This is a genomic window from Luteimicrobium sp. NPDC057192 (assembly GCF_042670205.1).
Classification (GTDB): domain Bacteria; phylum Actinomycetota; class Actinomycetes; order Actinomycetales; family Cellulomonadaceae; genus Luteimicrobium.
In genome coordinates this window covers 78354-103791 of the sequence record NZ_JBHUWD010000009.1, presented here as the reverse complement: position 1 = coordinate 103791, position 25438 = coordinate 78354, and the positions used below count along the sequence as shown (strand labels likewise).

General features: G+C 73.8%; 29 protein-coding genes and 2 pseudogenes. 14 read left to right on the top strand and 17 right to left on the bottom strand.

What is annotated here, in order from left to right; all coding sequences use genetic code 11:
• Positions 1-72 precede the first annotated feature (72 nt).
• Complete coding sequence (locus ACFT5B_RS06810; RefSeq protein ID WP_386797226.1) at positions 73-309, bottom strand: hypothetical protein; 237 nt, start codon at positions 307-309, stop codon at positions 73-75.
• A 105-nt stretch (positions 310-414) separates the two neighbouring features.
• Between ACFT5B_RS06810 and ACFT5B_RS06805 the strand changes: the two genes are divergently transcribed.
• A complete protein-coding gene (locus tag ACFT5B_RS06805; protein ID WP_386797233.1) occupies positions 415-1494 on the top strand; it encodes a DUF5937 family protein in 1080 nt (359 codons plus the stop codon).
• Between the two features lie 25 nt (positions 1495-1519).
• Here the strand turns inward: ACFT5B_RS06805 and ACFT5B_RS06800 are convergent, their stop codons facing one another.
• The 3 genes from ACFT5B_RS06800 to ACFT5B_RS06790 all read right to left on the bottom strand — a co-directional run bounded on the left by ACFT5B_RS06800 (position 1520) and on the right by ACFT5B_RS06790 (position 4033).
• The gene (locus ACFT5B_RS06800; RefSeq protein WP_386797225.1) at positions 1520-1705 is read right to left on the bottom strand and encodes a hypothetical protein; all 186 of its coding nucleotides are present in this window, start codon (positions 1703-1705) and stop codon (positions 1520-1522) included.
• Between the two features lie 73 nt (positions 1706-1778).
• The gene (locus ACFT5B_RS06795) at positions 1779-2861 is read right to left on the bottom strand and encodes a magnesium and cobalt transport protein CorA (protein WP_386797224.1); all 1083 of its coding nucleotides are present in this window, start codon (positions 2859-2861) and stop codon (positions 1779-1781) included.
• Between the two features lie 89 nt (positions 2862-2950).
• Complete coding sequence (locus ACFT5B_RS06790; RefSeq protein WP_386797223.1) at positions 2951-4033, bottom strand: ABC transporter permease; 1083 nt, start codon at positions 4031-4033, stop codon at positions 2951-2953.
• Positions 4034-4189: 156 nt separating this feature from the next.
• Between ACFT5B_RS06790 and ACFT5B_RS06785 the strand changes: the two genes are divergently transcribed.
• On the top strand, positions 4190-4729 hold the full coding sequence (locus tag ACFT5B_RS06785; protein WP_386797222.1) for a TetR/AcrR family transcriptional regulator: 540 nt from the start codon (positions 4190-4192) through the stop codon (positions 4727-4729).
• Between the two features lie 3 nt (positions 4730-4732).
• Here the strand turns inward: ACFT5B_RS06785 and ACFT5B_RS06780 are convergent, their stop codons facing one another.
• The gene (locus tag ACFT5B_RS06780; protein ID WP_386797221.1) at positions 4733-5275 is read right to left on the bottom strand and encodes a CGNR zinc finger domain-containing protein; all 543 of its coding nucleotides are present in this window, start codon (positions 5273-5275) and stop codon (positions 4733-4735) included.
• Positions 5276-5345: 70 nt separating this feature from the next.
• Between ACFT5B_RS06780 and ACFT5B_RS06775 the strand changes: the two genes are divergently transcribed.
• A complete protein-coding gene (locus tag ACFT5B_RS06775) occupies positions 5346-5723 on the top strand; it encodes a carboxymuconolactone decarboxylase family protein (RefSeq protein ID WP_386797220.1) in 378 nt (125 codons plus the stop codon).
• A complete protein-coding gene (locus tag ACFT5B_RS06770) occupies positions 5720-6700 on the top strand; it encodes a hypothetical protein (RefSeq protein WP_386797219.1) in 981 nt (326 codons plus the stop codon). Before ACFT5B_RS06775 ends, ACFT5B_RS06770 begins: the two co-directional genes overlap by 4 nt.
• 34 nt (positions 6701-6734) lie before the next feature.
• Here the strand turns inward: ACFT5B_RS06770 and ACFT5B_RS06765 are convergent.
• Positions 6735-7013: pseudogene (locus ACFT5B_RS06765) on the bottom strand (NUDIX domain-containing protein); the annotation flags it as partial.
• Positions 7014-7114: 101 nt separating this feature from the next.
• Here ACFT5B_RS06765 and ACFT5B_RS06760 point away from each other — a divergent pair.
• Complete coding sequence (locus tag ACFT5B_RS06760; RefSeq protein WP_386797218.1) at positions 7115-7639, top strand: ATP-binding protein; 525 nt, start codon at positions 7115-7117, stop codon at positions 7637-7639.
• On the opposite strand, the gene ACFT5B_RS06755 is transcribed toward ACFT5B_RS06760, so the two are convergent.
• Positions 7623-8519, bottom strand: coding sequence for an aldo/keto reductase (locus ACFT5B_RS06755; protein ID WP_386797217.1), 897 nt, complete (start codon positions 8517-8519; stop codon positions 7623-7625). The two genes, ACFT5B_RS06760 and ACFT5B_RS06755, sit on opposite strands and share 17 nt — an antisense overlap.
• 101 nt (positions 8520-8620) lie before the next feature.
• On the opposite strand from ACFT5B_RS06755, the gene ACFT5B_RS06750 reads away from it, so the two are divergent.
• Positions 8621-9541, top strand: a complete 921-nt coding sequence (locus tag ACFT5B_RS06750; RefSeq protein WP_386797216.1) for a helix-turn-helix transcriptional regulator — start codon at positions 8621-8623, stop codon at positions 9539-9541.
• Here ACFT5B_RS06750 and ACFT5B_RS06745 read toward each other — a convergent pair.
• From ACFT5B_RS06745 to ACFT5B_RS06720, 6 genes are all read right to left on the bottom strand, one after another.
• On the bottom strand, positions 9504-10031 hold the full coding sequence (locus ACFT5B_RS06745) for a hypothetical protein (protein WP_386797215.1): 528 nt from the start codon (positions 10029-10031) through the stop codon (positions 9504-9506). The genes ACFT5B_RS06750 and ACFT5B_RS06745 overlap by 38 nt on opposite strands.
• 77 nt (positions 10032-10108) lie before the next feature.
• A complete protein-coding gene (locus ACFT5B_RS06740) occupies positions 10109-10807 on the bottom strand; it encodes a response regulator (RefSeq protein WP_386797214.1) in 699 nt (232 codons plus the stop codon).
• Entirely contained in the window at positions 10804-11991 is a 1188-nt protein-coding gene (locus ACFT5B_RS06735; RefSeq protein ID WP_386797213.1) for a sensor histidine kinase, read from the bottom strand. Before ACFT5B_RS06735 ends, ACFT5B_RS06740 begins: the two co-directional genes overlap by 4 nt.
• 55 nt (positions 11992-12046) lie before the next feature.
• Complete coding sequence (locus ACFT5B_RS06730) at positions 12047-12433, bottom strand: nuclear transport factor 2 family protein (protein ID WP_386797212.1); 387 nt, start codon at positions 12431-12433, stop codon at positions 12047-12049.
• 58 nt (positions 12434-12491) lie between these two features.
• Entirely contained in the window at positions 12492-13718 is a 1227-nt protein-coding gene (locus ACFT5B_RS06725) for an MFS transporter (protein ID WP_386797211.1), read from the bottom strand.
• Between the two features lie 118 nt (positions 13719-13836).
• Entirely contained in the window at positions 13837-14199 is a 363-nt protein-coding gene (locus tag ACFT5B_RS06720; protein ID WP_386797210.1) for a VOC family protein, read from the bottom strand.
• Positions 14200-14290: 91 nt separating this feature from the next.
• On the opposite strand from ACFT5B_RS06720, the gene ACFT5B_RS06715 reads away from it, so the two are divergent.
• The gene (locus ACFT5B_RS06715) at positions 14291-14878 is read left to right on the top strand and encodes a sugar O-acetyltransferase (protein WP_386797209.1); all 588 of its coding nucleotides are present in this window, start codon (positions 14291-14293) and stop codon (positions 14876-14878) included.
• A gap of 25 nt (positions 14879-14903) precedes the next feature.
• Here the strand turns inward: ACFT5B_RS06715 and ACFT5B_RS06710 are convergent, their stop codons facing one another.
• The gene (locus ACFT5B_RS06710; protein ID WP_386797208.1) at positions 14904-15734 is read right to left on the bottom strand and encodes a phytanoyl-CoA dioxygenase family protein; all 831 of its coding nucleotides are present in this window, start codon (positions 15732-15734) and stop codon (positions 14904-14906) included.
• A 131-nt stretch (positions 15735-15865) separates the two neighbouring features.
• On the opposite strand from ACFT5B_RS06710, the gene ACFT5B_RS06705 reads away from it, so the two are divergent.
• Entirely contained in the window at positions 15866-16879 is a 1014-nt protein-coding gene (locus tag ACFT5B_RS06705) for a LacI family DNA-binding transcriptional regulator (protein ID WP_386797207.1), read from the top strand.
• 63 nt (positions 16880-16942) lie between these two features.
• On the opposite strand, the gene ACFT5B_RS06700 is transcribed toward ACFT5B_RS06705, so the two are convergent.
• Positions 16943-18451 (bottom strand): SDR family NAD(P)-dependent oxidoreductase, encoded by a 1509-nt coding sequence (locus tag ACFT5B_RS06700; RefSeq protein WP_386797206.1) that lies wholly within the window; start codon positions 18449-18451, stop codon positions 16943-16945.
• 191 nt (positions 18452-18642) lie between these two features.
• On the opposite strand from ACFT5B_RS06700, the gene ACFT5B_RS06695 reads away from it, so the two are divergent.
• The 3 genes from ACFT5B_RS06695 (at position 18643) to ACFT5B_RS06685 (ending at position 20683) form a co-directional block, all read left to right on the top strand.
• Positions 18643-18903: a GlsB/YeaQ/YmgE family stress response membrane protein gene (locus ACFT5B_RS06695; RefSeq protein WP_386797205.1), complete on the top strand. Its 261-nt coding sequence runs from the start codon at positions 18643-18645 to the stop codon at positions 18901-18903.
• Between the two features lie 189 nt (positions 18904-19092).
• Positions 19093-20034 (top strand): cold-shock protein, encoded by a 942-nt coding sequence (locus ACFT5B_RS06690; protein WP_386797204.1) that lies wholly within the window; start codon positions 19093-19095, stop codon positions 20032-20034.
• A 61-nt stretch (positions 20035-20095) separates the two neighbouring features.
• The gene (locus ACFT5B_RS06685) at positions 20096-20683 is read left to right on the top strand and encodes a GNAT family N-acetyltransferase (RefSeq protein WP_386797203.1); all 588 of its coding nucleotides are present in this window, start codon (positions 20096-20098) and stop codon (positions 20681-20683) included.
• A gap of 48 nt (positions 20684-20731) precedes the next feature.
• On the opposite strand, the gene ACFT5B_RS06680 is transcribed toward ACFT5B_RS06685, so the two are convergent.
• On the bottom strand, positions 20732-21685 hold the full coding sequence (locus tag ACFT5B_RS06680; protein WP_386797202.1) for a helix-turn-helix transcriptional regulator: 954 nt from the start codon (positions 21683-21685) through the stop codon (positions 20732-20734).
• Positions 21686-21776: 91 nt separating this feature from the next.
• Between ACFT5B_RS06680 and ACFT5B_RS06675 the strand changes: the two genes are divergently transcribed.
• The gene (locus ACFT5B_RS06675; protein WP_386797201.1) at positions 21777-22139 is read left to right on the top strand and encodes a VOC family protein; all 363 of its coding nucleotides are present in this window, start codon (positions 21777-21779) and stop codon (positions 22137-22139) included.
• Between the two features lie 44 nt (positions 22140-22183).
• On the opposite strand, the pseudogene ACFT5B_RS06670 reads toward ACFT5B_RS06675, so the two are convergent.
• A pseudogene (locus ACFT5B_RS06670) lies at positions 22184-22459 on the bottom strand (histidine phosphatase family protein); the annotation flags it as partial.
• Positions 22460-22891: 432 nt separating this feature from the next.
• On the opposite strand from ACFT5B_RS06670, the gene dnaK reads away from it, so the two are divergent.
• Both dnaK and grpE read left to right on the top strand, forming a co-directional pair.
• Complete coding sequence (dnaK, locus tag ACFT5B_RS06665; protein ID WP_386797200.1) at positions 22892-24772, top strand: molecular chaperone DnaK; 1881 nt, start codon at positions 22892-22894, stop codon at positions 24770-24772.
• A complete protein-coding gene (grpE, locus tag ACFT5B_RS06660; RefSeq protein ID WP_386797199.1) occupies positions 24769-25419 on the top strand; it encodes a nucleotide exchange factor GrpE in 651 nt (216 codons plus the stop codon). Before dnaK ends, grpE begins: the two co-directional genes overlap by 4 nt.
• Positions 25420-25438: the final 19 nt, after the last annotated feature.

Genomic DNA, 25438 nt, shown 5'->3' with positions numbered 1-25438 from the left:
GTTCTTGCGCGACACGCCAGGCGTGTCGCGCAAGAACTCCGCACTCACGGTTGAGGGGAGGGGCGGACGGAGTCAGGGGCGCTCGAGGTAGCGGCGCTCGTCGGCCGCGCGGACGGCGTCGCGGCGGGCGGACATCTCGGCGCCGGTGCGGAGCTCGTCGGCGGCCCAGCGGGCTGCGCGGCGCACGGCGTCGGCGGTGCCGTGCCGACGACGTCCGGTCACGTCGGACGGCCGACGGGCGGCGGTGTCGCGGACCGGTGCGGCGGGGTCCGTGGCGAGAGAGCAGCGGTGCAGGTCGGCGGTGGTCATGGCCATCACGCTGCCGTGCCGCCGGCGCCGGCGGGAGCGGATTGACGAAGGCCGTCAATCGACGCGTCGCGCGTCGGTCGGGACGGGCACGATGGTGCCGTGACCATGACCATCGACGTCTCCGGGCTGCCCTCGACGGCGTACCTGTTCGCCCCGTCGCCGGTGTCCGAGCTGACCGCGGCGCTGCACCTGCTCGTCGAACCGCTCCACCACCCCGCGCAGGCGACGCAGATCCAGGCGATGTCCGCGGCCGCCGGCCAGGACCTCCTCGACCGGGCGATCGCCTTCGGCCACCTGTGGGACAAGTCGTGCGCGGACTTCCTCCTCCCGGCCCGGCCGGGCGCGACGCTCGCCCTCGAGCTCGACGCGATCGACGACCTCGACGACGAGACCTGGGTCGACAACGTCCTCGTCACCTGCCGCTGCGGCGGCCTCGCCCGGTCGATGGGGCTGGGCTCCGTGCTCGCCGACGAGCGCGCCGTCGAGCTCGCCCGCGACCGCGCGGCCGCGTCCGGGCCCGCCGCGCTCGCGTTCGTCGACCGGATCCTCGCCGACCCGGTCAAGGTCCGGGGCGAGGTGCGGCTGCTCCTCGAGGACTGCCAGGACGCGTTCTTCGACCAGGTGTGGCGGACGCTCGTCGCGCACCTGACGGTCGACGCCCGCCACAAGACGGACCTGCTGTGGAACCACGGGCCGAGCCGGGCCGTCGCGGCCGTCGCTCCCGCGGTCTGGCTCGACGAGCAGCGGCAGCGGATCGTGGTCGACAAGCTCATCGACGTCCACGTCTCCGCGCGCGGCACCGGGGTGACGTTCCTGCCGACGGTGCTGGGCGACCCGCACCTGCTCGTCGTCCAGGCGCCGGGGTGGCAGCCCGTCCTGCGGTACCCGGTCGCGGGCCGGGACGCCGTCCAGACGTCGGCCGAGGACGTCCAGCAGCGCCTGCGCGCGCTCGACCACCCGATGCGCCTGCGCCTGGGCCGCAGTCTCCTCGCGGGCCCGCACACGACGACGGAGCTCGCCGACATCTGGGACGTCACCGCACCGGAGGTCTCCCGGCACCTCGCGGTGCTGCGCGACGCGGGCCTCGTCACGGTCGAGCGGCGCGGGCGCTACGTCGCGTACCGGCTCGACGTGCCCGCGGTCGCTCGCCTCGGCGCCGACGTGCTGGAGGCGATGCTCCGCTGACCGGAGGGGCGGCCGTCGCGCCGGCTCAGATGAACGAGCGGGCCTTGCGGGTCGTCGCGTCGACCCCGCGCAGCACGCGGGACGTCGTCGTCGGGCCCGCGTGCCGCTGCTCCGTCCGCTCGGCGAGCCGCCGCGCGACCCAGCCCACGAGCGGCACGAGGACCGCGACGATCACGAGCGTCCGCAGCCTCAGCTTCAGCAGCTTCCACATGAGGGGCCTCCTTCGTCGCGTCACACGACCGTAGGCAGGGACGGTCCGCTACGCGCGGCGGACGGGCGCGTGCTCACATCCAGTGCCGCCGCTTGAACACGACGTACAGCACGACGCCGAACGCCACCATCGCGGCGAGGGCGAGGGGGTAGCCGAGCGCCCAGTGCAGCTCGGGCATGTGGTCGAAGTTCATGCCGTAGATCGCGCCGACGAGCGTCGGCGCGAAGAGGATCGCCGCCCATCCGGAGATCTTCTTCATGTCCTCGTTCTGCCGCTGCCCGACGAGCGTCGCGTTGACGCTGAGGATCTGCGACAGCGCGTCCCGCAGCCCGTCGACGCGGGTGTCGACGCGCGCGAGGTGGTCGGCGACGTCCTGCAGGTAGCTCTGCAGGGGCTCCGGGATCCCGTACCGGTCGAAGCCCTGCCGCAGCGACTCGAGGACGTCGGTGAGCGCGGACGTCGCGTGCTGCAGGTCGATGACCTCCTGGCTCAGCCGGTAGATCCGCTCGGCGACCGCGGCGTCCCCGCTGAAGACCTGGCGTTCGATCTGCTCCTTGTCCACCGCGAGCCCCCGCAGCACGGGCACGTACCCGTCGACGATGGCGTCGAGCAGGCGGTAGAGCACGGCCTCGGGCCCGAGGCGGAGAAGCTTCGCGTCGTCGAGCAGGGTCCCGTTGTCGTCGTCCGCCCCGTCGGGGGCCGGCGGCAGGGCCGACTCGTCCGAGCCGTCGATCCACCGGCCGTCCTGGCACACGACGGCGATCGCGTTCCCGCGCACGACGACGTGGAACTCGAAGAAGTCGACGTCCTCGAGCTCGTCGACGTACCGGGCCGAGCGGACCACGAGGAACAGCACGTCCCCGTAGCGCTCGAGCTTCGGACGCTGTCCGGCGTGCTGGAGGTCCTCGACGAGCAGCGGGTGCAGGTCCCAGGCTGCGGCGAGCTCGTCGATCGCGGCGGCGGTCGGCGTCGGGAACAGCACGAGGGCGAGGCGTTCGGGCGCCGCGTCGGCGAACCGCAGCGCGTCGGCGACCGTCGTCCCGGGCGGGGCGAACGCGAGGTGCCCGTCGACGACGTAGCGCGTCCGGGGCGGGGAGGCCGCCCCGCCCCTGGCCCCGCCTCGGCGCTGGGCCGGAGCGTCGTGCTGTCGCGCCATCGGGTTGCCTCCTGCGGGGCGTCGTCGGTTGTCGGGCCCGACCATCGTCGCCGCGGACGGACGGTCGTGCCACCGGCCGCCGCGGGGCCTCAGGCTGCGGGCGCGGGCGTGGGCTCCGGCTCGACGGCGGCCGCGGGCGCCGAGCGCTGCCGGCGCCTCGCCCGCAGCCCCGAGAGGGCGACGAGGACCAGGCCGAGGGCGATCCAGCCGACCAGCACCACGACGGCCTGGGCGGCGCCCGCACCGTCGAAGAACGCGGCCGACCTCGTGAGGGTGCCGGCCGCCCCGATGGGCAGGAGTTGGCCGATCTCGCCCCACGGGTGCGGCAGCCACGCCGCGCCGGTCGCGATCCCCGAGAGCGGGTTGGCGACGAACAGCATGAGGACGGCGCCGAGGCCCAGCCCGGCGTAGCCGAGGAGCGACTCCAGGCCCAGGACGGTGAGAGAGACGCCCGCGACACCGAGGCCGATGCCCGCGGCGGTGAGCCAGAACGACCCGTCGACGGACCCGAGCCAGAGCTGGAGGACCGCGGTCGCGGTGATGCCCGCGAGGACCGAGAACGCGAGCGACGCCACGACGCGCCGCACCCGGCTGCGCCGGGCCACGTTGACCAGGGTCACCGCGGAGGCCATCCCACCGAACATGATGGGGAGGGCCAGCGCGGTCAGCCCGGCGCCCGTCGGGTCGTCGGCGGTGAGGGGGACGACGTCCGTGTAGGTGACGGTGTCGCCCTTCGCCGCGAGGGAGGCCCCGACGGCCCGCAGCAGCGGGGCGTACGGGGTTCCTGCCGCCGAGGCGACCTCCACGGTGACCCGGGTCGGGTCGGACGGGTCGAGCACGATGCCGCCGACCGCGTCGCGGTCCTCGATCGCCGACGTGACGTCGTCGGCGCCGGTGTGTGCGGTGACGTCGAACGCGCCGGGCTGGGCCGTGTCGAGGGCGTGGGTGAGCCCGTCGATCGCGGCCGGCGGGCCGGAGACGGCGAGCGGGAGGTCGTGGGCGCCCGAGTTCACGGCCGGGGCGCCGAACGCCAGGACCATGAGGCCGATCGCGGCAGCGAGGGCGACGACGAGCCCGAGCAGCACCCGCGGCGCCGGGTGTCCGGGCTCGGGGGTCCGCGGCGCGCTGGCGGTCGTCGGCGAGGTGGTCGGGGAGGGAGTGGTGGTCGTCATGCGGAATCCTTAAGTGGAGGGCTTGTCTCCGTTTCAAGTGGAGTGTAATACTCCGTTTATCGGAGCAACAAGATCGCGATCGTGTGACCCTGACCACGGGGGCGACCGAGGGAGGAAGCCGTGAGGTCCGACGCTCGAGCCAACAGGAGCGCCGTCGTGGCGGCTGCACGAAAGCTCGTCGCCACCGACGGCGCCGACGTCCCGCTCACCGCGATCGCCGACGAGGCGGGCGTCGGGATCGCGACGCTCTACCGCAACTTCCCGACCCGCGAGGAGCTCTTCGTCGCGGTCGTCCTCGACGGGCGTGATCGGGTGCACGCGCTCGTCGACGAACACCGTCCGCGCGTGGTCGCGGACCCCGTGGCCGGCTGGTCACCGTTCGTCCGGGCGCTCGCAGAGCTGCGCCTGGGCGCGCTGCTGCCGGAGCTCGCGGGTTTCCTTCGCACCGCACCGCGCTCGTCGGAGCTCGTGCAGATGCGCGAGGAGGCGCTCTCGGGCGTGGAATCCGTGCTGGATGTCGTCCGGCGTGCGGGCGTGGTCAGCGAGGACGTGACGGCAGTGCGTTTCGTCGTCGGGCTGGGGATGGTCACCCGGGCGTTGCCCGCGGGCGCCCCGTTCGACGTGGCCGGCCAGCACGAGTGGATGATCGAGATCTACCTGCGGGGCCTGCAGCCCCGAGCGACGCCCGGCGCCTGAGGGTCAGGCGTCGGCGGCCGTGGCGCGGGCGCGGTGCGCGCGCACCCGGCCCCGGGTCGCGCAGGCCGGGTTGGGACACCACCGGCGGCGGCCTGCGGGGTCGAGGAAGACCCATCGGCAGTCCGCCTCCGCGCACTCCTTCAGCAGGTGCCGGTCGGGCCCGGCGAGGGTGACGAGGGCCTGCGCCGCGATCGCGCCGAGGCTCTCGGGCACGGGCACGGGGACGCGGGCGTCGCCGGCGGCGACGTGGGGGAGCGTTGTCGCTGCGTGCTCGCCGACCAGTCGGCGCGCCTCCGGGGAGGCTGGGCGGTCCTCGACCGCAGCGATCGCGAGCTCGCGCAGCGCCTCACGGAGCGAGACGAGCGCTGCGAGCTCCGCGCCCTCCAGCGGTGCGTCGGGCGGCAGGCCGACGAGCTGGAGCCATGCGGCGGCCGCCGCCGCGTCGGGCAGCCGTTCGACGGGGTGCGCCCCGAAGCTCTGCCCTCGGGTGGCGAGCAGGTTGAGCCAGGTCGCGCCGCCGTCGGTCCGGAACTCGGTCTTCTCCACCTTGCCAGGGTAACGGATCAAGCATTACGTTCTGTAACGCTCGAACCGTTACCAAGAAGGAGGTCCCAAGATGACGTTCGATCTCGAGGCAGGGACGCGGACCCTCACCGAGCTGCAGGACGAGGCGACGACCAGGGCGTGGCGCGAGACCGTCGCCGCGGCAGCGCCCGGGTTCGACGAGTGGATCGTCGGAGCCGTCTTCGGCGGGACGTACCAACGCCCCGGCGTCACGCTCCGCGATCGTCAGCTCCTCAACCTCGCCGCCCTCACGGCCCTCGGCGGGGTCGATCCCCAGCTCGACGGGCACCTCCGCACGAGCCTGCGGATCGGCATGCCGACCGACGAGGTCGCGGAGGCGCTCGTCCACCTCGTCCCGTATGTCGGGCTGCCGCGCGTCCTCGCCTCGCTCCGTCGGCTCGCAGCCGTCGCTGCCGAGGACCGCGGGTGAACGACGCCAGGGCCCGGACCGTCCTCGGCGACGTGCCGGCCGGGTCGCTCGGCCTCACCGACTCGCACGACCACCTGTTCATCCACGCCCCGGCGCAACGCGGGGTCGAGCTCGACGACCCGGACGACGCCGCGCGCCGCGCCAGCGACTTCCACGCCGCAGGTGGCCGGACGGTCGTCCAGTGGACCCCCGCCGGGCTGGGACGTCGCCTCGACGCCCTGGCCCGTCTCAGCCGCGCGACCGGCGTCCACGTGGTCGCCGCCACCGGTCGCCACCTGGCCCGGCTCTACCCGCCGTCGCACCCCGTGCCATCAGCTTCGCGCGACCAGCTGGTGGCCCTGTTCTCCCGTGACGTCGTCGTGCGGTCATGCGGGCTGATCAAGCTCGGTGCGGGACCCGGCGGCCTCGACCGCTACCAGCGGGACCATCTCGAGGCCGCCGCGGAGGTGGCCCTGGCGACGGGGGTGACGGTCTCGGTCCACCTCGACGAGGGTCGCTCGGGGCCCGCGGTGCTCGACGTGCTGGGGACCGTGGGTCTGCCCGCCGGCCGGGTCGTCCTGGGGCACCTGGGTCGTAACGCGGCCGTCCCTGCCGTGGTCGAGGCCGCCGCAGCGGGCGCGTGGGTCTGCCTCGACGCGCCTGCCCCTGGATCGGGGGTGCCGGAGCGCGCGCTCGTCGCGCGGGTGGAGGCCCTCACCGACCACGGTCTGGTCGGGCGCCTGCTGCTCGGGTCCGACACCACCACGCCCGCCGCCGCGGCGGACGGTCCGCACGCCGCGAGCCTGCTCGAGCGAACCGCGCCGATGCTCACCTCGGCCGTCGGGCAGGACGTCGTCGGCGCAGCCCTGCGCACCAACCCCCGGCGCGCCTGGGCGCTGGCCGAGCGGTCGCCGGGCGGTCGCCCGCGAGGATCCGCTCGACCGTCGGGAGCAGGTGAGAGTCCGCGAGCAGGAGGCTGCGGGCGTCGTCGGGCGTGACGAACCGCAGCTCGTCGTGCTCGTCGGGCGCGAGGTTGCGAGGGGTCCCGTCCCACCGGTCGACGCGGTCGACGGCGAGGTCGTCGTCGTCGCCCACCACGCGCGCGGCGGGCTCCGCGGGGACGACGGCGCCGACCCCGCGCTCCTCGCCCAGCTCGCGGACCAGAGCGTCGCGGGGGTCCTCGCCCGGCTCCACGTGGCCGCCGGGCAGGTCCCACACCCCGGGGAACCACCGGCGGTGGGCGGATCGGAGCGCGAGGAGGACGGCGCCGTCGTCGACGAGGAGACCCGCGACGACCTGGTGTCTGGACACGCGTCCCCTGCAAGCACGACGTCCCGCCGGTCGGGAGGTGCCTAACTGCGTGGGCGATGTCAGGCTGGCGGGGATCCCGAGGACGACGAGAGGACCGACCCATGCCACCCCGAGCTGCCGGCCGACGCACCGAGACTGCGCTCGACGCCGGGCAGGCCGCCGTGCCGCAGGACGACGCCCCCGTCGCGGACGCACGGCCTCCCGCCGACTTCGAGACCGTCTGCGCGTGGGAGCTGCACTCGGCGGCCGAGCTCTCGACCCTCCGCGCGCGGCTGATGGCGGCGCTGACCTCCGAGGGTCACGCGCAGGGCACGGACCTCGACGACGTGCCCCACCGCCTCGTGCTGATCGCGTCGGAGCTCGCCACGAACGCGATCGAGCACGGCCTCCCGCCCACGACGGTGACGCTGTCGCGGAGCAGGACCGAGTTCCTGCTCGAGGTGACCGACCACGACCTCGAGCGCTCGCCGGTGTTCGCGACGGGCCGGGGCATCGGCGAGGGCGGGATCGGCATGTACCTCACGCGGCGGCTCTCGGAGGCGATGGGCTGGTACCACCAGCAGGCCACGAAGACGGTGTGGGCGACGTTCCCCCGTCACGTCGGCCGGCTCACGCCTCCGGGATGACGAGGTCGAACCGGTCGCGCTCGACCTCGGGGTCGGGGCCGCTGCGGTGCCCGGTGTCGAGGGCGTCGATGGACGCGACCTCGTCGGCGCTGAGCTCGAACCCGGTGACGTCGAGGTTCTCCGCGATGCGGCTGGGCGTCACCGACTTCGGGATCGCCGAGCGCCCCTCCTGGAGGTGCCAGCGCAGCATGACCTGCGCGGGCGTCCGGCCGTGGGCCGCGGCGATCGCGCCGACCGTCGGGTCGTCGAGGGTGCTGCGCCGGTCGTCGCCGCCCCAGCCCGGGTAGAACGTGATGCCCCCGATCGGCGACCAGGCCTGCGTGACGATGCCGTGCCGGGCGTCGGCGGCCTGCACCGCGGGCTGCTGGAAGTACGGGTGCAGCTCGACCTGGTTGAGCGCCGGGACGACGTCGGTGGCGTCGAGCAGCGCGTCGAGGTGCTCGGGCATGAAGTTGCTGACGCCGATCGCGCGGACCGCGCCGTCCGCCAGCAGCTTCTCGAGGGCCCGGTAGGCGTCGAGCGTCGCGTCGAACCGCATCGGCGCCGGCTGGTGGAGGATCAGCAGGTCGAGCTGGTCGAGGCCGAGCTTGCCGGCGGACTTCTCGAAGGCGTGCAGGGTCTGGTCGTAGCCGTAGTCGGAGACCCACACCTTCGTCTCGACGAACACCTCGTCGCGGCGCAGGCCGGACTCGCGGATCGCGCGCCCCACCTCCCGCTCGTTGCCGTACGCGGCGGCGGTGTCGACGTGCCGGTACCCGGCGTCGAGGGCGGTGCGGACGGCGGCGACCGTCTCGTCGGGTGCCGTCTGGAAGACGCCGTACCCGAGAGCGGGCATCGTGACGCCGTTGTTGAAGGTCAGGGTGGGGAGCGTCGTGGTCATGCCTCGACACTAGGGACGGCAGGCGCGCCGTGGGAGTGCACGGCCTACCCGGTACTGGCAGGACCTCCCTCGCCGCGCGCCGTCGTCGTACCGTCGACGACATGGACCTGAGAGCCGACACCCGTGAGTTCCTCGTGTCGCGCCGAGGCCGCATCACCCCGGAGCAGGCCGGTCTGCCCGCGTACGGCGGCAACCGGCGCGTGCCCGGGCTGCGCCGCGAGGAGGTCGCGATGCTCGCGGGCGTGAGCGTCGACTACTACACCCGGCTCGAGCGGGGGAACCTCGCGGGCGCGTCCGAGGAGGTCCTCGAGGCGCTCGCGGAGGCTCTCCGGCTCGACGACGCCGAGCGGACCCACCTGTTCGACCTCGCCCGTGCGGCGCACCGGTCGGGCGCCGCGCGCTCCCGAACGCGGCGCACCCCGGCGCCCGTGCTGCGTCCGGTCGTCCAGCGGATCCTCGACTCGCTCGAGCACACGCCGGCGTTCGTGCGCAACGGGCGGCTCGACGTCCTCGGCGCGAACCTGCTCGGCCGCGCCCTCTACGCCCCGCTGTACGAGTCGCCGTCGCGCGTCCCGGGCCGCCCGCTGAACGTGGCGCGGTTCCACTTCCTCGACCCCGAGGGCGCGGGCGCGTTCTGGGGCGACCGTGCCGACCGCATGGCGCACGACGCCGTCGCGGTCCTGCGCGCGGAGGCGGGCCGGAGCTCGTCCGACCGGCACCTCATGGAGCTCGTCGGCGAGCTGTCGACCCGCAGCGAGGACTTCCGCCGCATGTGGGCCTCGCACGACGTCCGGTCCCACCGCAGCGGCACCAAGGTCTTCCACCACCCGGTCGTCGGGCTGCTGGAGCTCGACTACGAGGCGCTGGTGCTCCCGGCGGACCCCGGCCTCCAGCTCAACGTCTACACGGCGGTCCCCGGCTCCGCGTCCGCGGACGGGGTCCAGCTCCTCGCGTCGTGGGCCGCCACCACCCTCGCCGGGCGCGTCAGCGACGCGGAGCAGCCGGCCCCGCCGGCTCGCTGACCAGGAGGCCCTCCCGACGGGCGCGCGCCACCAGGACGAGGTTCTGGACGAGCAGCACGAACCCCAGGTAGGCGAGCAGCGACGCGTCCGTGAGCGACCGGTCGTCGGCCCTCCCGTCGACCAGCAGGTGCTGCCCGATCGACACGACCCACAGGACTGCCGTGGACACGCCGCCCTGGCGCACCACCCCGCGGTCGGTCCGCCAGACCCGCACGGTGTACGCGCGGGCGACCGCGAGCACCCCACCGACCGCGGCGCTCACGGTGAGCAGCGCGACGTCCCTCGTCGTGACGGGGTGGTCGTCCAGGGCTGCGAAGGTCACGACGGCGCCGACGCCCAGCACCACCCAGGCGACGGTCGAGCGCGGGTCGAGCCGGCGGACGCGCAGCTGCCGCACGACCACCCCCACCACGACGAGGACGCCCACGAGCAGCTCCGCGGCGTGGGCCGTCGCGGCGTCGGCCGCCGCCGGGGTCGCAGTCAAGGTCATGGCGCCAGCGTCGCGGGATGTGCGGCCCGCGCGAACCACCCGAGGGCGGAACCTCGGGTGGAGACGGGTGGACCCGGTCAGGGCGTGCGAGCGAGCACGATCGCCTGCGCACGGTCGCGGGCGCCGACCTTCGCGAAGATCGCGTTGACGTGGCTCTTCACAGTCGAGACGCCGATCACGAGGTGGCGCGCGATCTCCCGGTTCCCGGCGCCCTCCGCGATCAGCGCGAGCACCTCCGCCTCGCGCGGCGTGAGCGCCGGGAACCGCGCTCGCAGGCGGTCCGCGGGGGCGTCGTCGGGCGCCGCCGGCTCGCCCTCCCCGACGACGGCGTCCCGCAGCAACGCGTCCACCGCGCCGCCGTAGACGGCCTGGCCGTGCGCGACGGCCCGGACGGCGTCGAGGAGCTGGCGCCGGTCGGCGTCCTTGGTGAGGTACCCGCGCGCGCCGGCCCGGAGCGCCGCGGCGACCGCAGGCCGGTCCCCGAACGTGCTCAGCACGAGCACCGCCACGTCCGGTGCGTCTCGGGCCAGCCGGGCGGTCGCCGCGGTGCCGTCGAGGACGGGCATGTCGAGGTCCATCAGCACGACGTCCGGGCCGAGCCGCAGGGCCTCCGCGACAGCCTCCGCGCCGTCCGCGGCCTGCCCGACGACGTCGACGTCGGGCGCCAGCCCGAGCAGCGTCACGAGGCCGTCGCGGACGATCGCCTGGTCGTCGGCGACGAGCACACGGACGCGCGCAGCAGCCACGTCGGGGCGGAGCGAGGTCCCGTCGGTCATCGGTCCCCCTGTCCGGCGCCGAGCGGCACAACGACGTCCAGCACGAACGACTCGTCCACCGGTCCGGCGCTCGCCGTCGCGCCGCTCGCGAGCGCGCCGACCCGCTCGCGGATCCCGCGCAGCCCGAAGCCGCCGACTCCGCCGTCACCCGGCTCGGCGGGGAGCGGATTGGTCACGGTGAGGCGGACGTCGTCGGGCCCGGTGCGGAGCGCGACCTCGACCCGCGTCCCCGGTGCGTGGGAGCGCGCATTGGTGAGCGCCTCCTGCGTCGCTCGGACGAGCGCGGTGGTGACGGCCGCGGGGAGCCCTGCCCCCGTCGATCCCGGCGGTGTCGTGCGCAGCCCGACGGTCGCGCCCAGCGAGCGCTCGGCGACCACGAGGTCCCGGACGGCGTCGACGAGCGTCGTCGTCGGTCCCGCGAGCCCGCGCGCCGCGGGGTCGCGGAGCGCCGCCACGGCACCGCGGGCGTCACGCAGCCCGCCCGCGGCGAGCTCCCGCGCGCGCCCGACCCGCTCGGTCGCCGGCCCGACGTCTCCCGCCTCGAGCTGCGCCTGCACGGCGTCGAGCTGCACGACGATGCCGCCGAGGCTGTGGGCCAGGACGTCGTGCAGGTCTCGCGCCAGCGCGACACGGGCCGCCTCGTCCCGCAGCGCGACCTCCTGGGCGTGCACGAGCACACGCTGCCGCTGCGCCGACCGCGACTGGCGGGTGCTCAGGCCCGCGAGCGAGCCGAGCGCCAGCCCGGCGAGGAGGCTGAGGAACGCGACGAGGGAGAGCGGCGAGAGCACGGCGCCGACGCCCAGCGCGGCGACGGTCAGAAGGCCGACCACCGTCGCCGCGGCCGACGGAACCGCCGGCGAGCCGACCACGACCGCGAGCGCGACGGCGGCGACGAGCGACCCGACGCCGTCCGACGCGCTCGCAGCGAGCGCCCCCGTGAGCGCGGTGCCCGTCGCGAGGGCGAGGTCGGCGCGGCCGGTGGGGCGGCCGCGGTGCGCCCGGGCGGCGTCGAGCACCGCGCGCGCGAGCCAGAGGGCGAGCGCCACCCCGACGGCGACCCGGGCCCAGCCGGACACGCCGGCGACCCGCGTCGTCCAGAACGCCGCGAGCGCCAGGACGGCCAGGTTCAGCGCGAGCCGGCCGCCCCACCGCGGGCGCGCGGAGGCGGCGGGCTCGGTCGGCATGGGGACATTGTGGTCTGCGGTTGCCGCGCCGGCGCCCGGGCTCACGGGGCGTCCCTCACCCCTCGGCGGGCGGGACGCTCGGGCGGGTGCCGGGAGGCGCCTCCTGCCCGACGTCCGTCCACACCTCGGTCATCTCCACGACGAGCCCGCCGCGCACCGTCACGAACGTCGCGACCTCGAAGTGCTCCAGCCGGCCGTCCGACCGCCCGGTGACGTGCGCCCGGCAGACGGCACGGTCGCCGTCGGCCACGAGGTCCTCGACGACGAGGCGCTCGAAGCCCGGGTACTCGGCGTTGAGCCGCACCCAGCCGTCGCGGTCGAGCGTCTCGCCCGTGTGCACGTACCGGCACGTGAACGCGGGGTCGAGGAGGGCCGGGAGGTCGTCCCACCGGTGCTCGTCGATCGCGGTCGTGAGGGCCTGGAGCGTCTGCGCTGCCGACATGCCTCGAGCCTGCCACGGGCGCGCGACACCTCGCGGCGCCGTCCGGGGGCCGCCGGGCTCAGGTGAGCGACCGCCCGACCGCGAGCGGCGGGTTGAACCGTTCCTCCGCGAGGGAGACGAGCAGCGCCAGGAGCACCGCGCCCGCGCTGGCGAGCGGGACCGTCCGCACGCCGACGACCGCCACGAGGGCGGCGCCCAGACCCGAGCCCGAGGCGATGCCCAGGTTGAACAGCGACGACGACACCGCCATCCCCATGGTCGTCGACCTGGGAGCGACGAGCATGACCCGGTGCGACAGCGCGGGCGGGATCGTCGAGAACGCGAAGCCGAACAGCGCGAGCGAGCCGACCGCGGCGGCAGGGTGCTCGCCGAACGCCCACAGGCAGACGAGCGCGACCACGAGCAGGCTCATCCCGACGAGGACCACCCCGACGGGCCGCGCGTCGAGGAATCGCCCGACGACGAGCGCCCCCACCACGCCGGCGGCGCCCTGCAGGAGCAGCAGCCGTGGCATGGCGTCCTGGGTGAACCCGGCGACGTCGATGAGGTACTGCGTGACGAACGTGATGACGCCGAACGCACCGGTCACCACGAGCACCGTCGTCACCATCTGGAAGCCGAACCGCGACCCGCTCGGGTGCGGGGCGCGGCTCGCCCCGCCCGCGGCCGGGGGGATCGTGGGGAACAGCACGGCGACGACGACGGTCACCACGAGCGACAGCCCTGCGACCGCCGCGAACGTCCAGCGCCACGACGAGTGCTCGCCGAGCCACGTGCCCGCGGGGACGCCCAGCACGGGCGCGAGCGAGTTGCCGATCGCGAGCCGGGCCATGACCCGGCCGCGCACGAGGGGGCGGAACAGGCCGGTCGTCGCCGGGACGACCGCGACCCAGAACAGCGCCTGCGCGGCCGCCGTCACGAGCCGGGCCGCGAGCAGCTGCTCGTAGGCGGGTGCGAGCGCGGCCCAGAGCGTCGAGACCGCGGCGAGCGCCGCGCACGCCGACAGCACCCAGCGTCGCGGGACGCCGCGCGTCCAGTGCGCGAGGGGGACGGACGCCACCAGGACGACGAGCGCGTACCCGGTGACGAGGAGCCCGATCTGCGACGTCGACCGGGCGAGGTCGGGCGCCATGAGCGTGAGCAGGCCCGACGGCAGGGACTCCACGGTGACGAACAGGAACGTCGACAGCGCCATCGCGAGGAGGATCACGGTGGCACGGCGCTCGCTCACGGGCGGCGCGTCGAGGGCTGCGGAGGGCCGGGCAGGCGGGAGGGTCTCGGTCATGGGGATCGAAACGATTCTAGGGCTGGCCGTCCCGGCGACGGGCGGTGATGTCGGCACGCAGAGCCCCTGGCCCCTCGGCGTGCGTCCGTGGGGCTCGACGACCGAGCGGTCGGCCCGGTCAGGTGTCCGTGGTGCCCTCGTACAGCCCGACGACGTTCCCGTCGGCGTCGGTGAACGCCGCCCACCAGCTGGTCGGCGTGATCTCGGCCTTCTCCTGGACCACCGTGGCGCCGAGCGCCGACGCGCGGGCCAGGACGTCGTCGATCGAGTCCACCTCGACGAAGCTGCGTGGCTGGGTGAACCCCTCCGCTCGCTGCATCAGAGCGCCGCCGCTGATCTGGTTCGGGGCCCGCCACATGGGGTAGTCCTCGAAGCCGGGCGGTGCCGAGATCTCCCAGCCGAAGAGCCCCTGGTAGAACTCCGTGGCTCGCGCCAGGTCGGTGACCGGGATCTCGATGTGCGTGATGTCTCCGTGCGCCATGGCACGCCTCCGCAGGGATGGGCGGGCGCCGGCCGTCCGCCTCCCTCCCAGGCTAGGCCGCGAGCCCTCGCCGGTCTCCTACAGTGTCCGGATGACTGAGAAGACCGGCGCCGCCGAGGACACCCGGACGATGCGCGAGCGCATGCTCGCCGGCGACGACTACCAGGCCGACGACCCGGAGATCGCCGCCGACGTCCGCCGTCGTGCCGACCTCCAGCACCGGATCAACGCGCTGCACCCGCTCGACCACGCCGAGCGTCGCGCCCTGTTCACCGAGCTGCTCGGGACGTTCGGGGAGGGTGCCGACATCCGGCCGCCGTTCTACTGCGACCTCGGCTACCAGACCCACATCGGCGCGCGGTCGTTCGTGAACTACGGGCTCCAGTGCGCCGACGTCGGGCGGATCACCATCGGCGAGGACGTCCTCATCGGACCGGGCTGCCAGCTCCTGACGCCCACGCACCCGACCGACCCCGAGCGGCGTCGGGCCGGGTGGGAGGGCGGGCGGCCCATCACGATCGGCGACAACGTCTGGCTCGGTGGCGGCGTCATCGTGTGCCCCGGCGTGACGATCGGGGAGAACACCGTCGTCGGCGCGGGGTCCGTGGTGGTGCGCGACCTGCCCGCGAACGTGGTCGCCGTCGGCAACCCGGCACGCGTGGTGCGCTCGCTGAGCTGATCTCGCCCTGCCCGGCCGTCCGGGGTCAGGCCTCGCCCATGACGAGCCCCTCGATGGTGTGCTTCTGCGTGATCGGTGTGAGCTCGTCGACGACCGGGCAGGACAGGTGCGCCCGGACCCGGGCGGGCAGCGTGTCCCAGTACGCCTTCGTGACGGCGAGGTCGTGGTGCTCGGCGTTCCCGGCCCCGGGCGCGTCGACCCCGAGCACGAGGACCGGACGGGACCTCTCCGAGAGGTTCTTCGTCCCCCGGTGGATCGTCAACGCCGACCGTGCCGAGATGTCGCCCCGCTGCGGGTACTTGCGCACGGCGCGCTCCTCGAAGCGCCCGTACGTCGACTTGTCCGGGAACATCTCGTGCTCGAAGTCGGCGCCGTCGTCGAACTGGGTCCCCGGGGCGATCTCGAACGGGCCCATGTCCTCGTCCGTGTCGACGGCGGTCACGTTGATCGCCAGCGACGTGAGGCGCCGGTCGCGCCGGGTCTCCTCGGGTGCCGGGAAGTCGCGGTGCCAGGGCTGGTTGACGGCGCCGGCGAAGGGGACGTCGAAGCCGAGCTCGACGATCGTGTAGTCCGGGCCGAGGACGCCCTCGCAGACCTGACGGACCCAGGGGTGGTCGACGAGGTCCACGAAACCCCGCATCTGCTCCGGGTGGATCTCGACGTAGTAGCGGTTCGGGCCACGTCCGACGGCGCCGTCTGGGCGGGACCGGGCCTCCTCGAAGGCTGCCTCGACGTCCTCGCGCAGCCGGTCGGCCCACGCGGTCGAGAACGCCTGCTTGCAGCCGACGATCCCGTCTCGGTAGATCGCCTCGGTGAGCTCATCGGGGGTGGGGGAGGTGCGTGTCGTCTCGGTCATCGGTGACCTTCCTTCGTCCGTCGTCGTCGAGCGGTGCGGCCCTCACTTTGCCACGTGGCATGCCACGTGGCAAGACCGTGCGGCGAGGCCGTGGCAGGATGTCGGGACGGGCACCGGGGAGGGGCGAGGAAGTGGCAGCAAGCTTGCGGGACGTCGCGTCGAGGGCGGGCGTCTCGGTCAGGACGGTGTCCAACGTCATCAGCGGCGCCGGACCCGTGGCGCCCGCGACCCGGGAGCGCGTCCAGCGGGTCCTCGACGAGCTGCAGTACCGCCCCAACCTCGCGGCGCGCCAGCTCCGCGGCGGCCGCACCGGCGTCGTCGGCCTGGTGGTCCCCGAGCTCACCTCCGCGTACTTCGCCGAGCTCGCGGGCCTCGTCGTCGACGCCGCCCGCGAACGCGGGTGGACGGTCCTCGTCGAGCAGTCCGGGGGGACCGCGGAGGGCGAGCGCCAGCTCCTCGACGACACCGAGCGGCGAGGGCTCGACGGGCTGCTGGTGAGTCCCTGGTCGCTCGCTCCGGAGGAGGTGCTGCGGCGCGTCGGCGGACGGCCGCTCGTGGTGCTGGGCGAACGCGACCCCGCGGGCCTCGCCGACCACGTGACGGTCGACAACGTCGCCGCGGCGCGCGCGGCCACCGCTCATCTGATCGGCATGGGCCGACGACGCGTCGCTGCCGTGGGCCTGCAGCCGCACCTGACCAACGCGACCGCGGCGCACCGGCTCGACGGGTACCGGCTGGCGTTGTCGGAGGCAGGCATGAGGCCTGACAGCGACCTCGAGATCGCGGTGTCGACGCTGCACCGGGACGAGGGCGTCCGTGCCATGGAGACGCTCCTCGCGCGTCCCACGCCGCCGGACGCCGTCTTCTGCTTCAGCGACGGGCTGGCCCTGGGGGCGCTGCGGACGATCCTCCGTCGCGGGCTGCGCGTGCCGGACGACGTCGCGGTGGTCGGCTTCGACGACATCGAGGACGGGCGGTACGCGGTGCCGTCCCTGACGACGGTGACCCCGGACAAGCCCCAGATCGCGGCCCGAGCGTTGCAGTGCCTGGCCGACCGCCTCGGCACGGCCGCGAGCGCCGCGGCGCAACGGATCGTCGTGCCGCACCGGCTCACCGTCCGGGAGAGCACCGCCGGGCTGACGTAGGTCTCCCGCGCCCAGGTTCCCTCCGTGGCCCTCCTGGGGCGAGGACGGGTTGCCGACGCGCGCTCACCACGGGGAGCGCGCGTAGTCCTTGAGGAAGCAGCCGTACAGGTCCTCGCCGGCCTCGCCCCGGACGATCGGGTCGTAGACCCGCGCCGCGCCGTCGACCAGGTCGAGCGGAGCGTGGAAGCCTTCCTGCGCGAGCCGGACCTTGGTGGTGTGGGGCCGCTCGTCCGTGATCCACCCGGTGTCCACGGCGGTCATGAGGATGCCGTCGGTCAGCATCTCCTCCGCGCTGGTGCGTGTCAGCATGTTCAGCGCGGCCTTGCTCATGTTGGTGTGCGGGTGCCCCGGGCCCTTGTAGCGGCGCGAGAACACCCCCTCCATCGCGGACACGTTCACGATGTACGTCCGCCGGGCGGGCGACGCGGCGAGGGCGGGACGCAGACGGCTGATCAGGATGAACGGCGCGGTCTGGTTGCACAGCTGGACCTCGAGCAGCTCCATCGGGTCGACCTGCTCGACGGTGGCGACCCAGCTGTTCGTCGTGGCCACGTCGGGGATCAGCCCGCCGGCGTCGATCGAGGTCCCCGCTACGAGCCGCTCGAGGCTCGCGGCCTCCGCGGTCAGGGACTGCGCCGTGAGCTCGTCGGCGGCGCGGGCCGCCCGCTCGATCGCGAGCGCGGGGCTCGTGAGCTCGCTCACGGAACCGGCGAGCGCGCGGGGGTGGGCGTCGCTCGTGTGGCCGAAGGTCGTGATCATGCGTGCGGCCTCGGCCGGCAGGGGGGCCTGCTCGGCGTCGGCGAGCCGCGTGTACGCGCCGGGCGAGCGGCGCACGGTCTGCGCGGCGTTGTTGATGAGGACGTCCAGCGGTCCCTGCGCTGCGACGTGGTCCGCGAGCGCCACGACCTGCGCGGGGTCGCGCAGGTCGATCCCGACGACGTGCAGCCGGTGCAGCCAGTCGCCGGAGTCCTCCATCGCGCTGAACCGCCGGACGGCGTCGCGGGGGAAGCGGGTCGTGATCGTGAGGTCCGCGCCGTCGCGAAGGAGTCGCAGCGCGATGTACATGCCGATCTTGGCGCGGCCGCCGGTCAGCAGGGCCCGGCGTCCGCTGAGGTCGGTGCGGGCGTCGCGCTTGGCGTGGTGCAGCGCCGCGCAGTCGGGGCAGAGCTGGTGGTAGAACGCGTCGACGACCGTGTAGTCCTGCTTACAGACGTAGCAGCCGCGCGCGCGGCGCAGGGTGCCCGCGACGGCGCCGGTCGACGTCGACGTCAGGGGCAGGCCGTTCGTCTCGTCGTCGATCCGCCCAGGGCTCGCGGTCGCCGTCGCCGCGAAGACGGCGGCGTCCGCCGTGGCCTGTTCCCGGCGTCGCTCGGTGCGGCGGTGCTTCTTCGCCGCTTTGAACAGCGCCGACGAGGCGCGTCGAGCGGCTGCGTGCTGCGTGTGCGTCTGCGGCAGGACGGCGACCTGGTCCATGACGCGCAGGAAGGTCGCGAAGTCGGCGGCGTCGATGCCGGTCTGCTCGGTGGTCGTGGCGTCGAGGTGTCCCGCCGACGTGGTCGAGTGCGCGCTCATGCGGCGTCCGTCCTGCATGGGGAAGAGCCCGTCGCGGTGTCGCGGGCCCGGAGGATTCTACGCGGCCGGCCCCTCGGGCCGGCGGCTGTCACGGTGCCGGCCAGCGACCGGTGCGGTGAAGGGGGCGTGAGGCGCCACCGGTCGTGGTCGCCCGACGCGCCCCGCGCGCCGACCTGTTCTAACCTCGGCGCGTGCTCATCATCGGTCTCATCCTGTTCGGCATGCTCGTCGGAGCGCTCGCTCAGCTGATCCTCGGACGGCAGGGGAAGGGCATCGACTGGACGATGGCCATCGTCGCCGGTCTGGTCGGCTCGTTCGTCGGCGGACTGCTCGCGAGCCTGATCGCCGGCGACGGTCTCGCGTTCCGCCCGAGCGGCGTCGTCGGCTCGATCGTCGGCGCGATCGTCGTCACCGTGATCTGGCGGTGGGCGAGGAGTCGTCAGCGCGCCTGACGCCACCGGGCTCGCGTCCCTGCGAGCCGTCGTCCGACGGTGCCGCGCCCCGACCTCCTGCTCCACCCGGCGGCGTCGGCGGCGTCGGCGACGTCGCCGGCGACCCGGGCGAGCACGCGTGCCGTCCCGTGGCCTGCCCGGGTCGGGGACAATGGGGGTAGCAACATCTGCTGCGACAAGGAGTCCACGGTGCCCCAGGGAACTGTCCGATGGTTCGACGCCGACCGAGGGTTCGGCTTCATCGACCTCGGGAACGATGCCGAGGACCTGTTCGTCCACGCGTCCGAGATCGTCGGCGGCGACGGGCCCAAGCAGCTCCGCGAGGGGCAGGCCGTCGAGTTCGAGGTGGGCGAGGGCGACCGCGGGCCGCAGGCGCGCCACGTCCGTGTCACGGGCGAGCGGGCAGCGGACGCCACCCTCGGGGTGCTGGGAACCGTCAGCTGGTACGAGCCCGCCAAGGGCTACGGCTTCGTCACGCCCGACGGCGGCGGCACGGAGATCTTCCTGCACAGCTCGGCCATCGTCGGGGGCGGCGTGGTCTCGGAGGGCCAGCGGGTGGCGTTCCTGATCGTCGAGGGCGAGAAGGGCCTTCAGGCGGACCACCTGCTCCCGCTCGGGGCCGAGGCCGCGCAGCCCGCGTCCGACGGCGCGGACGGCACCGTGTCCTGGTACGACGACGTCAAGGGCTTCGGGTTCGTCGTCCCCGACGCGGGCGGCGGGGACGTGTTCGTCCACGTCAGCGCGCTCGGGGGAGGGCTGACCGAGCTCGCCGAGGGCGAGCGCGTGACGTTCGACGTCGTCGACGGCGACAAGGGCCCGAACGCCCGCAACGTGCAGCTCGTGCGTGGCTCCGGGAGCGGACGCGGTGGCGGGCGCGGAGGCAACGACCGCGGCCGGTCGGGCCGTCCCGGTGCGCCGGGCGCGCCGGTGCGCGGCGGCGAGGGCACGGTCGCGCGCTACGACGAGGAGCGCGGCTTCGGCTTCATCACCCCCGACGCCGGCGGCGAGGACCTCTTCGTGCACGTGTCGGTCGTGCGCGGCAACGAGGTGCTGGAGGAGGGCGACCGCGTCCGGTACAAGGTGCGTCAGAGCGACCGTGGGCCGCAGGCCGACAGCGTCGAGCTGCTCTGAGCCCGACGCGACGTCCGAAATACCGTGGTTCCCCCGCTCCGGCGGGGTGATGCTTGCCGCCATGGACCCGTACCTGCAGACCGAGCGCGTGACGCTCCGCCGCTTCGCCGCCGACGACGGCGCCGACCTGCTGACCGAGCTCGACAGCGATCCCGAGGTCATGCGCTACCTCTCGGGCGGCGTCCCGACCCCGTTGGAGGACTACCGCGACCACGGTGTGCCGGGCATCATCGCCGCCTACGACCGGTGGGCCGGTGCGTTCGGGGTCTTCGCTGCGCACGAGACGACGGACGACGCGTTCGTCGGCTGGTTCTGCCTGCGTCCCGAGCGCGACGGGCCTCTTGACGAGGCCGAGCTCGGGTACCGGCTGCGGCAGGCCGCCTGGGGCAGGGGCCTTGCCACCGAGGTGTCCGCGGCCCTGCTCTCCAAGGCGTTCACCGAGCTCGACGTCCGCATGGTGTGGGGCGAGACGATGGCCCTGAACCGCACGTCGCAGCGCGTGATGGAGAAGGTCGGGATGGTCGTCACCGAGAAGCTGGAGACGCCCGAGGACATGCTCGCGGTCGAGGGCGCCGAGCTCGGGGGTCTCCGGTACGAGATCACTCGGGAGCAGTGGGAGCAGGCGCAGGGGCTGCCGCGCGCGGAGTAGCGCAGGTCGCATGCGTGTCCGGTGACGGGCCGCCTGTACGCCGTGCCGTCAGCCGACCGCACCGGAGTGGCGCGCCGCGACGGCGGCGGCGACCTCGGCGACGTGCCGGCGCGCTTCCGGCGGGTCCAGTACCTCCAGGTGCCCGCCGAACTGGAGGAGCTGGACGACGCCCTCGACCTGGTGGACCAGGAACCGGACGAGGCACCACCCGTCCACCGCGGGACCGGCGTCCGTGAGCCTCGCGCCCAGGATCCGTCGCGCCAGGTCGACCCGGTCCGCCCGGAGGCGAGCGGTCACCGCGACGGTGCCCGGAGCCTCGACCCCCGCCTTGAGCTCGTCCCAGGCGGACCGCAGGGTCACGCCCCCGCGGTGCTGGACTGCCCCGGGGAGGACGTCGAACGACACGAGCCGCGTGAGGGCGTACAGGTGCGGCCGCCCGTCGTGGTCCGCGACCAGGTACCAGCGTCCCGCCTTGGCTGCGAGGCCGTACGGGTCCACGACGATGTCGCGCTCGCGGGCGGTCCCGCTGTGGCGGTAACGCACCCGCACCCGGTTCGCGCCGCGGAGCGCGAGCGCGAGGTCGGCGACGTCCACCGCCGCGGGACCGTCCGCGGAGAACCAGCCGTCCTGCTCGACGACGACGAGGTCGGCGAGCGACGGCGGTGCGGTGCCCCGCCGGGCGGCGATCTTGCGTGCGGCCGTCTCGGAGACGGCCCCCAGCCCGAGCTCGGCGCGACGGGTCGCGTCGAGGCCGACCAGCGCGAGCGCCTCGAGCTCCGGCGGGTCGAGGTGGGAGACGTTGAGGCGTGCCCCGGGGAGCAGCACGATCCCGCCGGTGCGGCCCCGTTCGGCGTACACCGGGACGCCCGCGGCGGACAGCGCCTCGACGTCGCGCAGGATGGTGCGGCGGGACACCTCGAGCCGCTCCGCGAGGGCGCCCGTCGTCATGCGGGGGCTGACCTGGAGCAGCAGCAGCAGGTTGAGCAGGCGCGACGACTTCACGTACCCAGTCTCCGCGGAAAACATGACAGGTTCTGTCGCGATATCTCGATTCCCTGGTCTCGTCCGCACCACGCCGAACCCAGGAGCACCGATGACCGCCCCGAACCTGTTCATCACCTACGTCGCCGACGCGCCGAAGGCCGCGGCCTTCTACGCCGACCTCTTCGAGCTCGAGCCCACGCTCACCACGCCCGGCTACATCGTGTTCCGCGTGGCGCCGGGCGTGGACTTCGCCGTCTGGTCCGGGGTCTCGGACGCGTCGGTCCCCCAGACGCCGCGCACGTCCGAGGTCTGCGTCGCCGTGCCCGCGGGCGAGGACGTCGATGCGATCTTCGCGCGCTGGATCGCGAAGGGCGTCACGGTCGTGGCTGAGCCGCACGACGAGCCGTTCGGCCGGACGTTCGTGATCTCCGACCCGGACGGCAACCTCATCCGGGTCGCACCCGTGGACTGAGCCGCCGGCCGCTCGGCGCTCGCAGGCCTCAGTGACGGAGACGAGTGCGGCACGAACCGCGCATCGAGCCAGGCCTGCGGGCGGCCGCCAGCCTCGCCGTACGACTTCTCGCGCAGCCGCGGGTCGAGCACCGGGTCGGTGCCGAGCGCTCGTCCGACGACGGCGGCCGTCTCGCGCGCGCGCCGCAGGTCGGACGTCGCGAGGGTGACCCGAGCGGACTGATCGATCCGGGCCCGGAGTGCCTCGGCGATCGCGTTCGCATCGCGTCGCCCATGCGGCGTCAGGCTCGAGTCGAACTGGCCGCCGACCCGGTGTTCCACGTGATGGGTGGCCTCCGTGTGCGTCACGACGCTCACGCGGCGCGCGCGTGCCGGCACCTGGCCGGGGATCGGCGGCGGTGGGTACGCCTCGGGCGCAGCAGTCACGCGAACACCCTCGCATGCGGATGGACGAGGGCCTGAGGCTCGACTTCGGCGGACCCCGCCGCCCGCCGACCTGGCGGATTCCGTTGCAGTTCTCGCGAACGGACAACGGAATCCGCCAGGTCGGTGGGGTGCTCTACGCGGCAGGTCGTCACGGCGGCCCGCTCCCGCCGGTGCCCGGGGGAATACCCCCGAGTTCGCCAAGGTTGAGCGAGACAGACTCAAGTTTGGCCGCCGCGAGCTTGCGTGCTCGACGACGGCGTGTCTACCTTGAGTGCAGCAGACTCAACCCGGCCGGGGCGCACCTCGGCAACACAGGAGGCAACACACATGGCACGTGCAGTCGGCATCGACCTCGGCACCACCAACTCGGTCGTCGCGGTCCTCGAGGGCGGTGAGCCCACGGTCATCGCGAACGCCGAGGGTTCGCGCACCACCCCGTCGGTGGTCGCGTTCTCCAAGACCGGCGAGGTCCTCGTCGGCGAGGTCGCGAAGCGCCAGGCGGTCACGAACGTGGACCGCACCATCTCGTCGGTCAAGCGCCACATGGGCACGGACTGGACCGCGGAGATCGACGACAAGAAGTACACCGCGCAGGAGATCAGCGCCCGCGTGCTCGGCAAGCTGAAGCGCGACGCCGAGGAGTACCTCGGTGAGCCCGTCACCGACGCGGTCGTCACCGTCCCGGCGTACTTCAACGACGCCGAGCGCCAAGCCACCAAGGACGCCGGCCAGATCGCGGGCCTCAACGTGCTCCGCATCGTCAACGAGCCGACCGCGGCCGCGCTCGCGTACGGCCTCGAGAAGGGCAAGGAGGACGAGCTCATCCTCGTCTTCGACCTGGGCGGCGGCACCTTCGACGTCTCGCTCCTCGAGGTCGGCAAGGACGAGGACGACTTCTCCACCATCCAGGTCCGCGCGACCTCGGGCGACAACCGCCTCGGCGGCGACGACTGGGACAACCGGATCGTCGAGCACCTCATCAAGCAGGTGAAGAACAGCTCGGGCGTCGACCTGTCCAAGGACAAGATCGCGCTCCAGCGACTCCGCGAGGCTGCCGAGCAGGCCAAGAAGGAGCTGTCGTCGGCCACGAGCACGACGATCTCCATGCAGTACCTCTCGATGAGCGAGAACGGCCCCATCCACCTGGACGAGAAGCTCACCCGGGCCCAGTTCCAGCAGATGACGCAGGACCTCCTCGACCGCACCAAGGCCCCGTTCCACAAGGTCATCTCCGACGCGGGCGTCTCCGTGTCCGAGATCGACCACGTGGTCCTGGTCGGCGGCTCGACCCGCATGCCCGCGGTGACGGACGTCGTCAAGGAGCTCACGGGCGGCAAGGAGCCCAACAAGGGCGTCAACCCGGACGAGGTCGTGGCCGTCGGTGCCGCGCTGCAGGCCGGCGTCATCAAGGGCGACCGCAAGGACGTCCTGCTCATCGACGTGACCCCGCTGTCGCTCGGCATCGAGACCAAGGGCGGCGTGATGACCAAGCTCATCGAGCGCAACACGGCCATCCCGACCAAGCGCTCTGAAGTCTTCTCGACGGCCGAGGACAACCAGCCCTCCGTGCTGATCCAGGTCTTCCAGGGCGAGCGCGAGTTCGCGCGCGACAACAAGCCGCTCGGCACGTTCGAGCTGACCGGCATCGCGCCGGCCCCGCGCGGCGTCCCGCAGATCGAGGTCACCTTCGACATCGACGCGAACGGCATCGTCCACGTCGGCGCCAAGGACCGCGGCACCGGCAAGGAGCAGAAGATGACGATCACCGGCGGCTCCGCGCTGCCGAAGGACGACATCGACCGCATGGTCAAGGAGGCCGAGGAGCACGCGGCCGAGGACAAGAAGCGTCGCGAGGAGGCGGAGACCCGCAACCAGGCCGAGGCGTTCGTGTACTCGACCGAGAAGCTGGTCAACGACAACAAGGACAAGATCCCCGCGGACGTCGCGTCCGAGGTCGAGGCGGACATCGCCGCCGTGAAGTCGGCCCTCGAGGGCGACGACGCGGACGCCGTCAAGGCCGCGCACGAGAAGCTCGGCGCGTCGAGCCAGAAGATCGGCCAGGCGCTGTACGCGGCGGCCGAGCAGGAGCAGGCGGCCGGCAACGCCGGTGCGGCCCAGGACGACGCGACCGCCGCCGCGGGCGCGGGCTCCGCTCCTGACGAGGACATCGTCGACGCGGAGATCGTGGACGAGGACGACAAGAAGTGACGACCTCAGGGAACACCCCGGACGTGCCGGAGGAGGAGTCCTCCTCCGGCACCCCGTTCCACTTCACCGACAAGCGCCGGATCGACCCGGAGACGGGCGAGCCGCGCCAGGCTGCGTCGTCGGGCACGCCCGACGGCGCCGCCCCGGGCGGCGAGGGCATCGACCACCTCGACTTCGAGCCGGGGCAGGGCGACGCGCTCGACGGCGTCGACACCGAGCTCGCCGCGGCGCAGGCCGAGGCGGCGGCCCACCTGGACGCGCTGCAGCGTGAGCGCGCGGAGTTCGTGAACTACCGCAACCGTGCCAAGCGCGAGTCCGAGGCGTCGCGCTCGCGCGGCGTCGAGGACGTCCTCGTGGCGCTGCTCCCGGTGCTCGACGACGTCGACCGCGCCCGCTCGGCCGGCGACCTCACCGGGCCGTTCGCCGCGATCGCGGACAAGCTCGACGGCGTCCTCGCCAAGTACGGCGTCGAGCGGTTCGGGCGGGTCGGCGAGGAGTTCGACCCGAACCTGCACCACGCGCTCATGCACCAGGCCGACGCGGACGCGACCTCGACGACGATCAGCATCGTCATCGAGTCCGGGTACAAGATCGGCGACAAGGTGGTCCGGCCGGCGAACGTCGCCGTCGTCGGGCCGGAGAGCTGACCCACCGAGGGAAGGCACG

Coding starts and splice junctions, on each gene's coding strand:
- ACFT5B_RS06810 (WP_386797226.1), bottom strand. CDS start 309: ATGACCACCGCCGACCTGCACCGCTGCTCTCTCGCCACGGACCCCGCC.
- ACFT5B_RS06805 (WP_386797233.1), top strand. CDS start 415: ATGACCATCGACGTCTCCGGGCTGCCCTCGACGGCGTACCTGTTCGCC.
- ACFT5B_RS06800 (WP_386797225.1), bottom strand. CDS start 1,705: ATGTGGAAGCTGCTGAAGCTGAGGCTGCGGACGCTCGTGATCGTCGCG.
- ACFT5B_RS06795 (WP_386797224.1), bottom strand. CDS start 2,861: ATGGCGCGACAGCACGACGCTCCGGCCCAGCGCCGAGGCGGGGCCAGG.
- ACFT5B_RS06790 (WP_386797223.1), bottom strand. CDS start 4,033: ATGACGACCACCACTCCCTCCCCGACCACCTCGCCGACGACCGCCAGC.
- ACFT5B_RS06775 (WP_386797220.1), top strand. CDS start 5,346: ATGACGTTCGATCTCGAGGCAGGGACGCGGACCCTCACCGAGCTGCAG.
- ACFT5B_RS06760 (WP_386797218.1), top strand. CDS start 7,115: ATGCCACCCCGAGCTGCCGGCCGACGCACCGAGACTGCGCTCGACGCC.
- ACFT5B_RS06755 (WP_386797217.1), bottom strand. CDS start 8,519: ATGACCACGACGCTCCCCACCCTGACCTTCAACAACGGCGTCACGATG.
- ACFT5B_RS06750 (WP_386797216.1), top strand. CDS start 8,621: ATGGACCTGAGAGCCGACACCCGTGAGTTCCTCGTGTCGCGCCGAGGC.
- ACFT5B_RS06745 (WP_386797215.1), bottom strand. CDS start 10,031: ATGACCTTGACTGCGACCCCGGCGGCGGCCGACGCCGCGACGGCCCAC.
- ACFT5B_RS06740 (WP_386797214.1), bottom strand. CDS start 10,807: ATGACCGACGGGACCTCGCTCCGCCCCGACGTGGCTGCTGCGCGCGTC.
- ACFT5B_RS06735 (WP_386797213.1), bottom strand. CDS start 11,991: ATGCCGACCGAGCCCGCCGCCTCCGCGCGCCCGCGGTGGGGCGGCCGG.
- ACFT5B_RS06730 (WP_386797212.1), bottom strand. CDS start 12,433: ATGTCGGCAGCGCAGACGCTCCAGGCCCTCACGACCGCGATCGACGAG.
- ACFT5B_RS06725 (WP_386797211.1), bottom strand. CDS start 13,718: ATGACCGAGACCCTCCCGCCTGCCCGGCCCTCCGCAGCCCTCGACGCG.
- ACFT5B_RS06720 (WP_386797210.1), bottom strand. CDS start 14,199: ATGGCGCACGGAGACATCACGCACATCGAGATCCCGGTCACCGACCTG.
- ACFT5B_RS06715 (WP_386797209.1), top strand. CDS start 14,291: ATGACTGAGAAGACCGGCGCCGCCGAGGACACCCGGACGATGCGCGAG.
- ACFT5B_RS06710 (WP_386797208.1), bottom strand. CDS start 15,734: ATGACCGAGACGACACGCACCTCCCCCACCCCCGATGAGCTCACCGAG.
- ACFT5B_RS06700 (WP_386797206.1), bottom strand. CDS start 18,451: ATGAGCGCGCACTCGACCACGTCGGCGGGACACCTCGACGCCACGACC.
- ACFT5B_RS06685 (WP_386797203.1), top strand. CDS start 20,096: ATGGACCCGTACCTGCAGACCGAGCGCGTGACGCTCCGCCGCTTCGCC.
- ACFT5B_RS06675 (WP_386797201.1), top strand. CDS start 21,777: ATGACCGCCCCGAACCTGTTCATCACCTACGTCGCCGACGCGCCGAAG.
- dnaK (WP_386797200.1), top strand. CDS start 22,892: ATGGCACGTGCAGTCGGCATCGACCTCGGCACCACCAACTCGGTCGTC.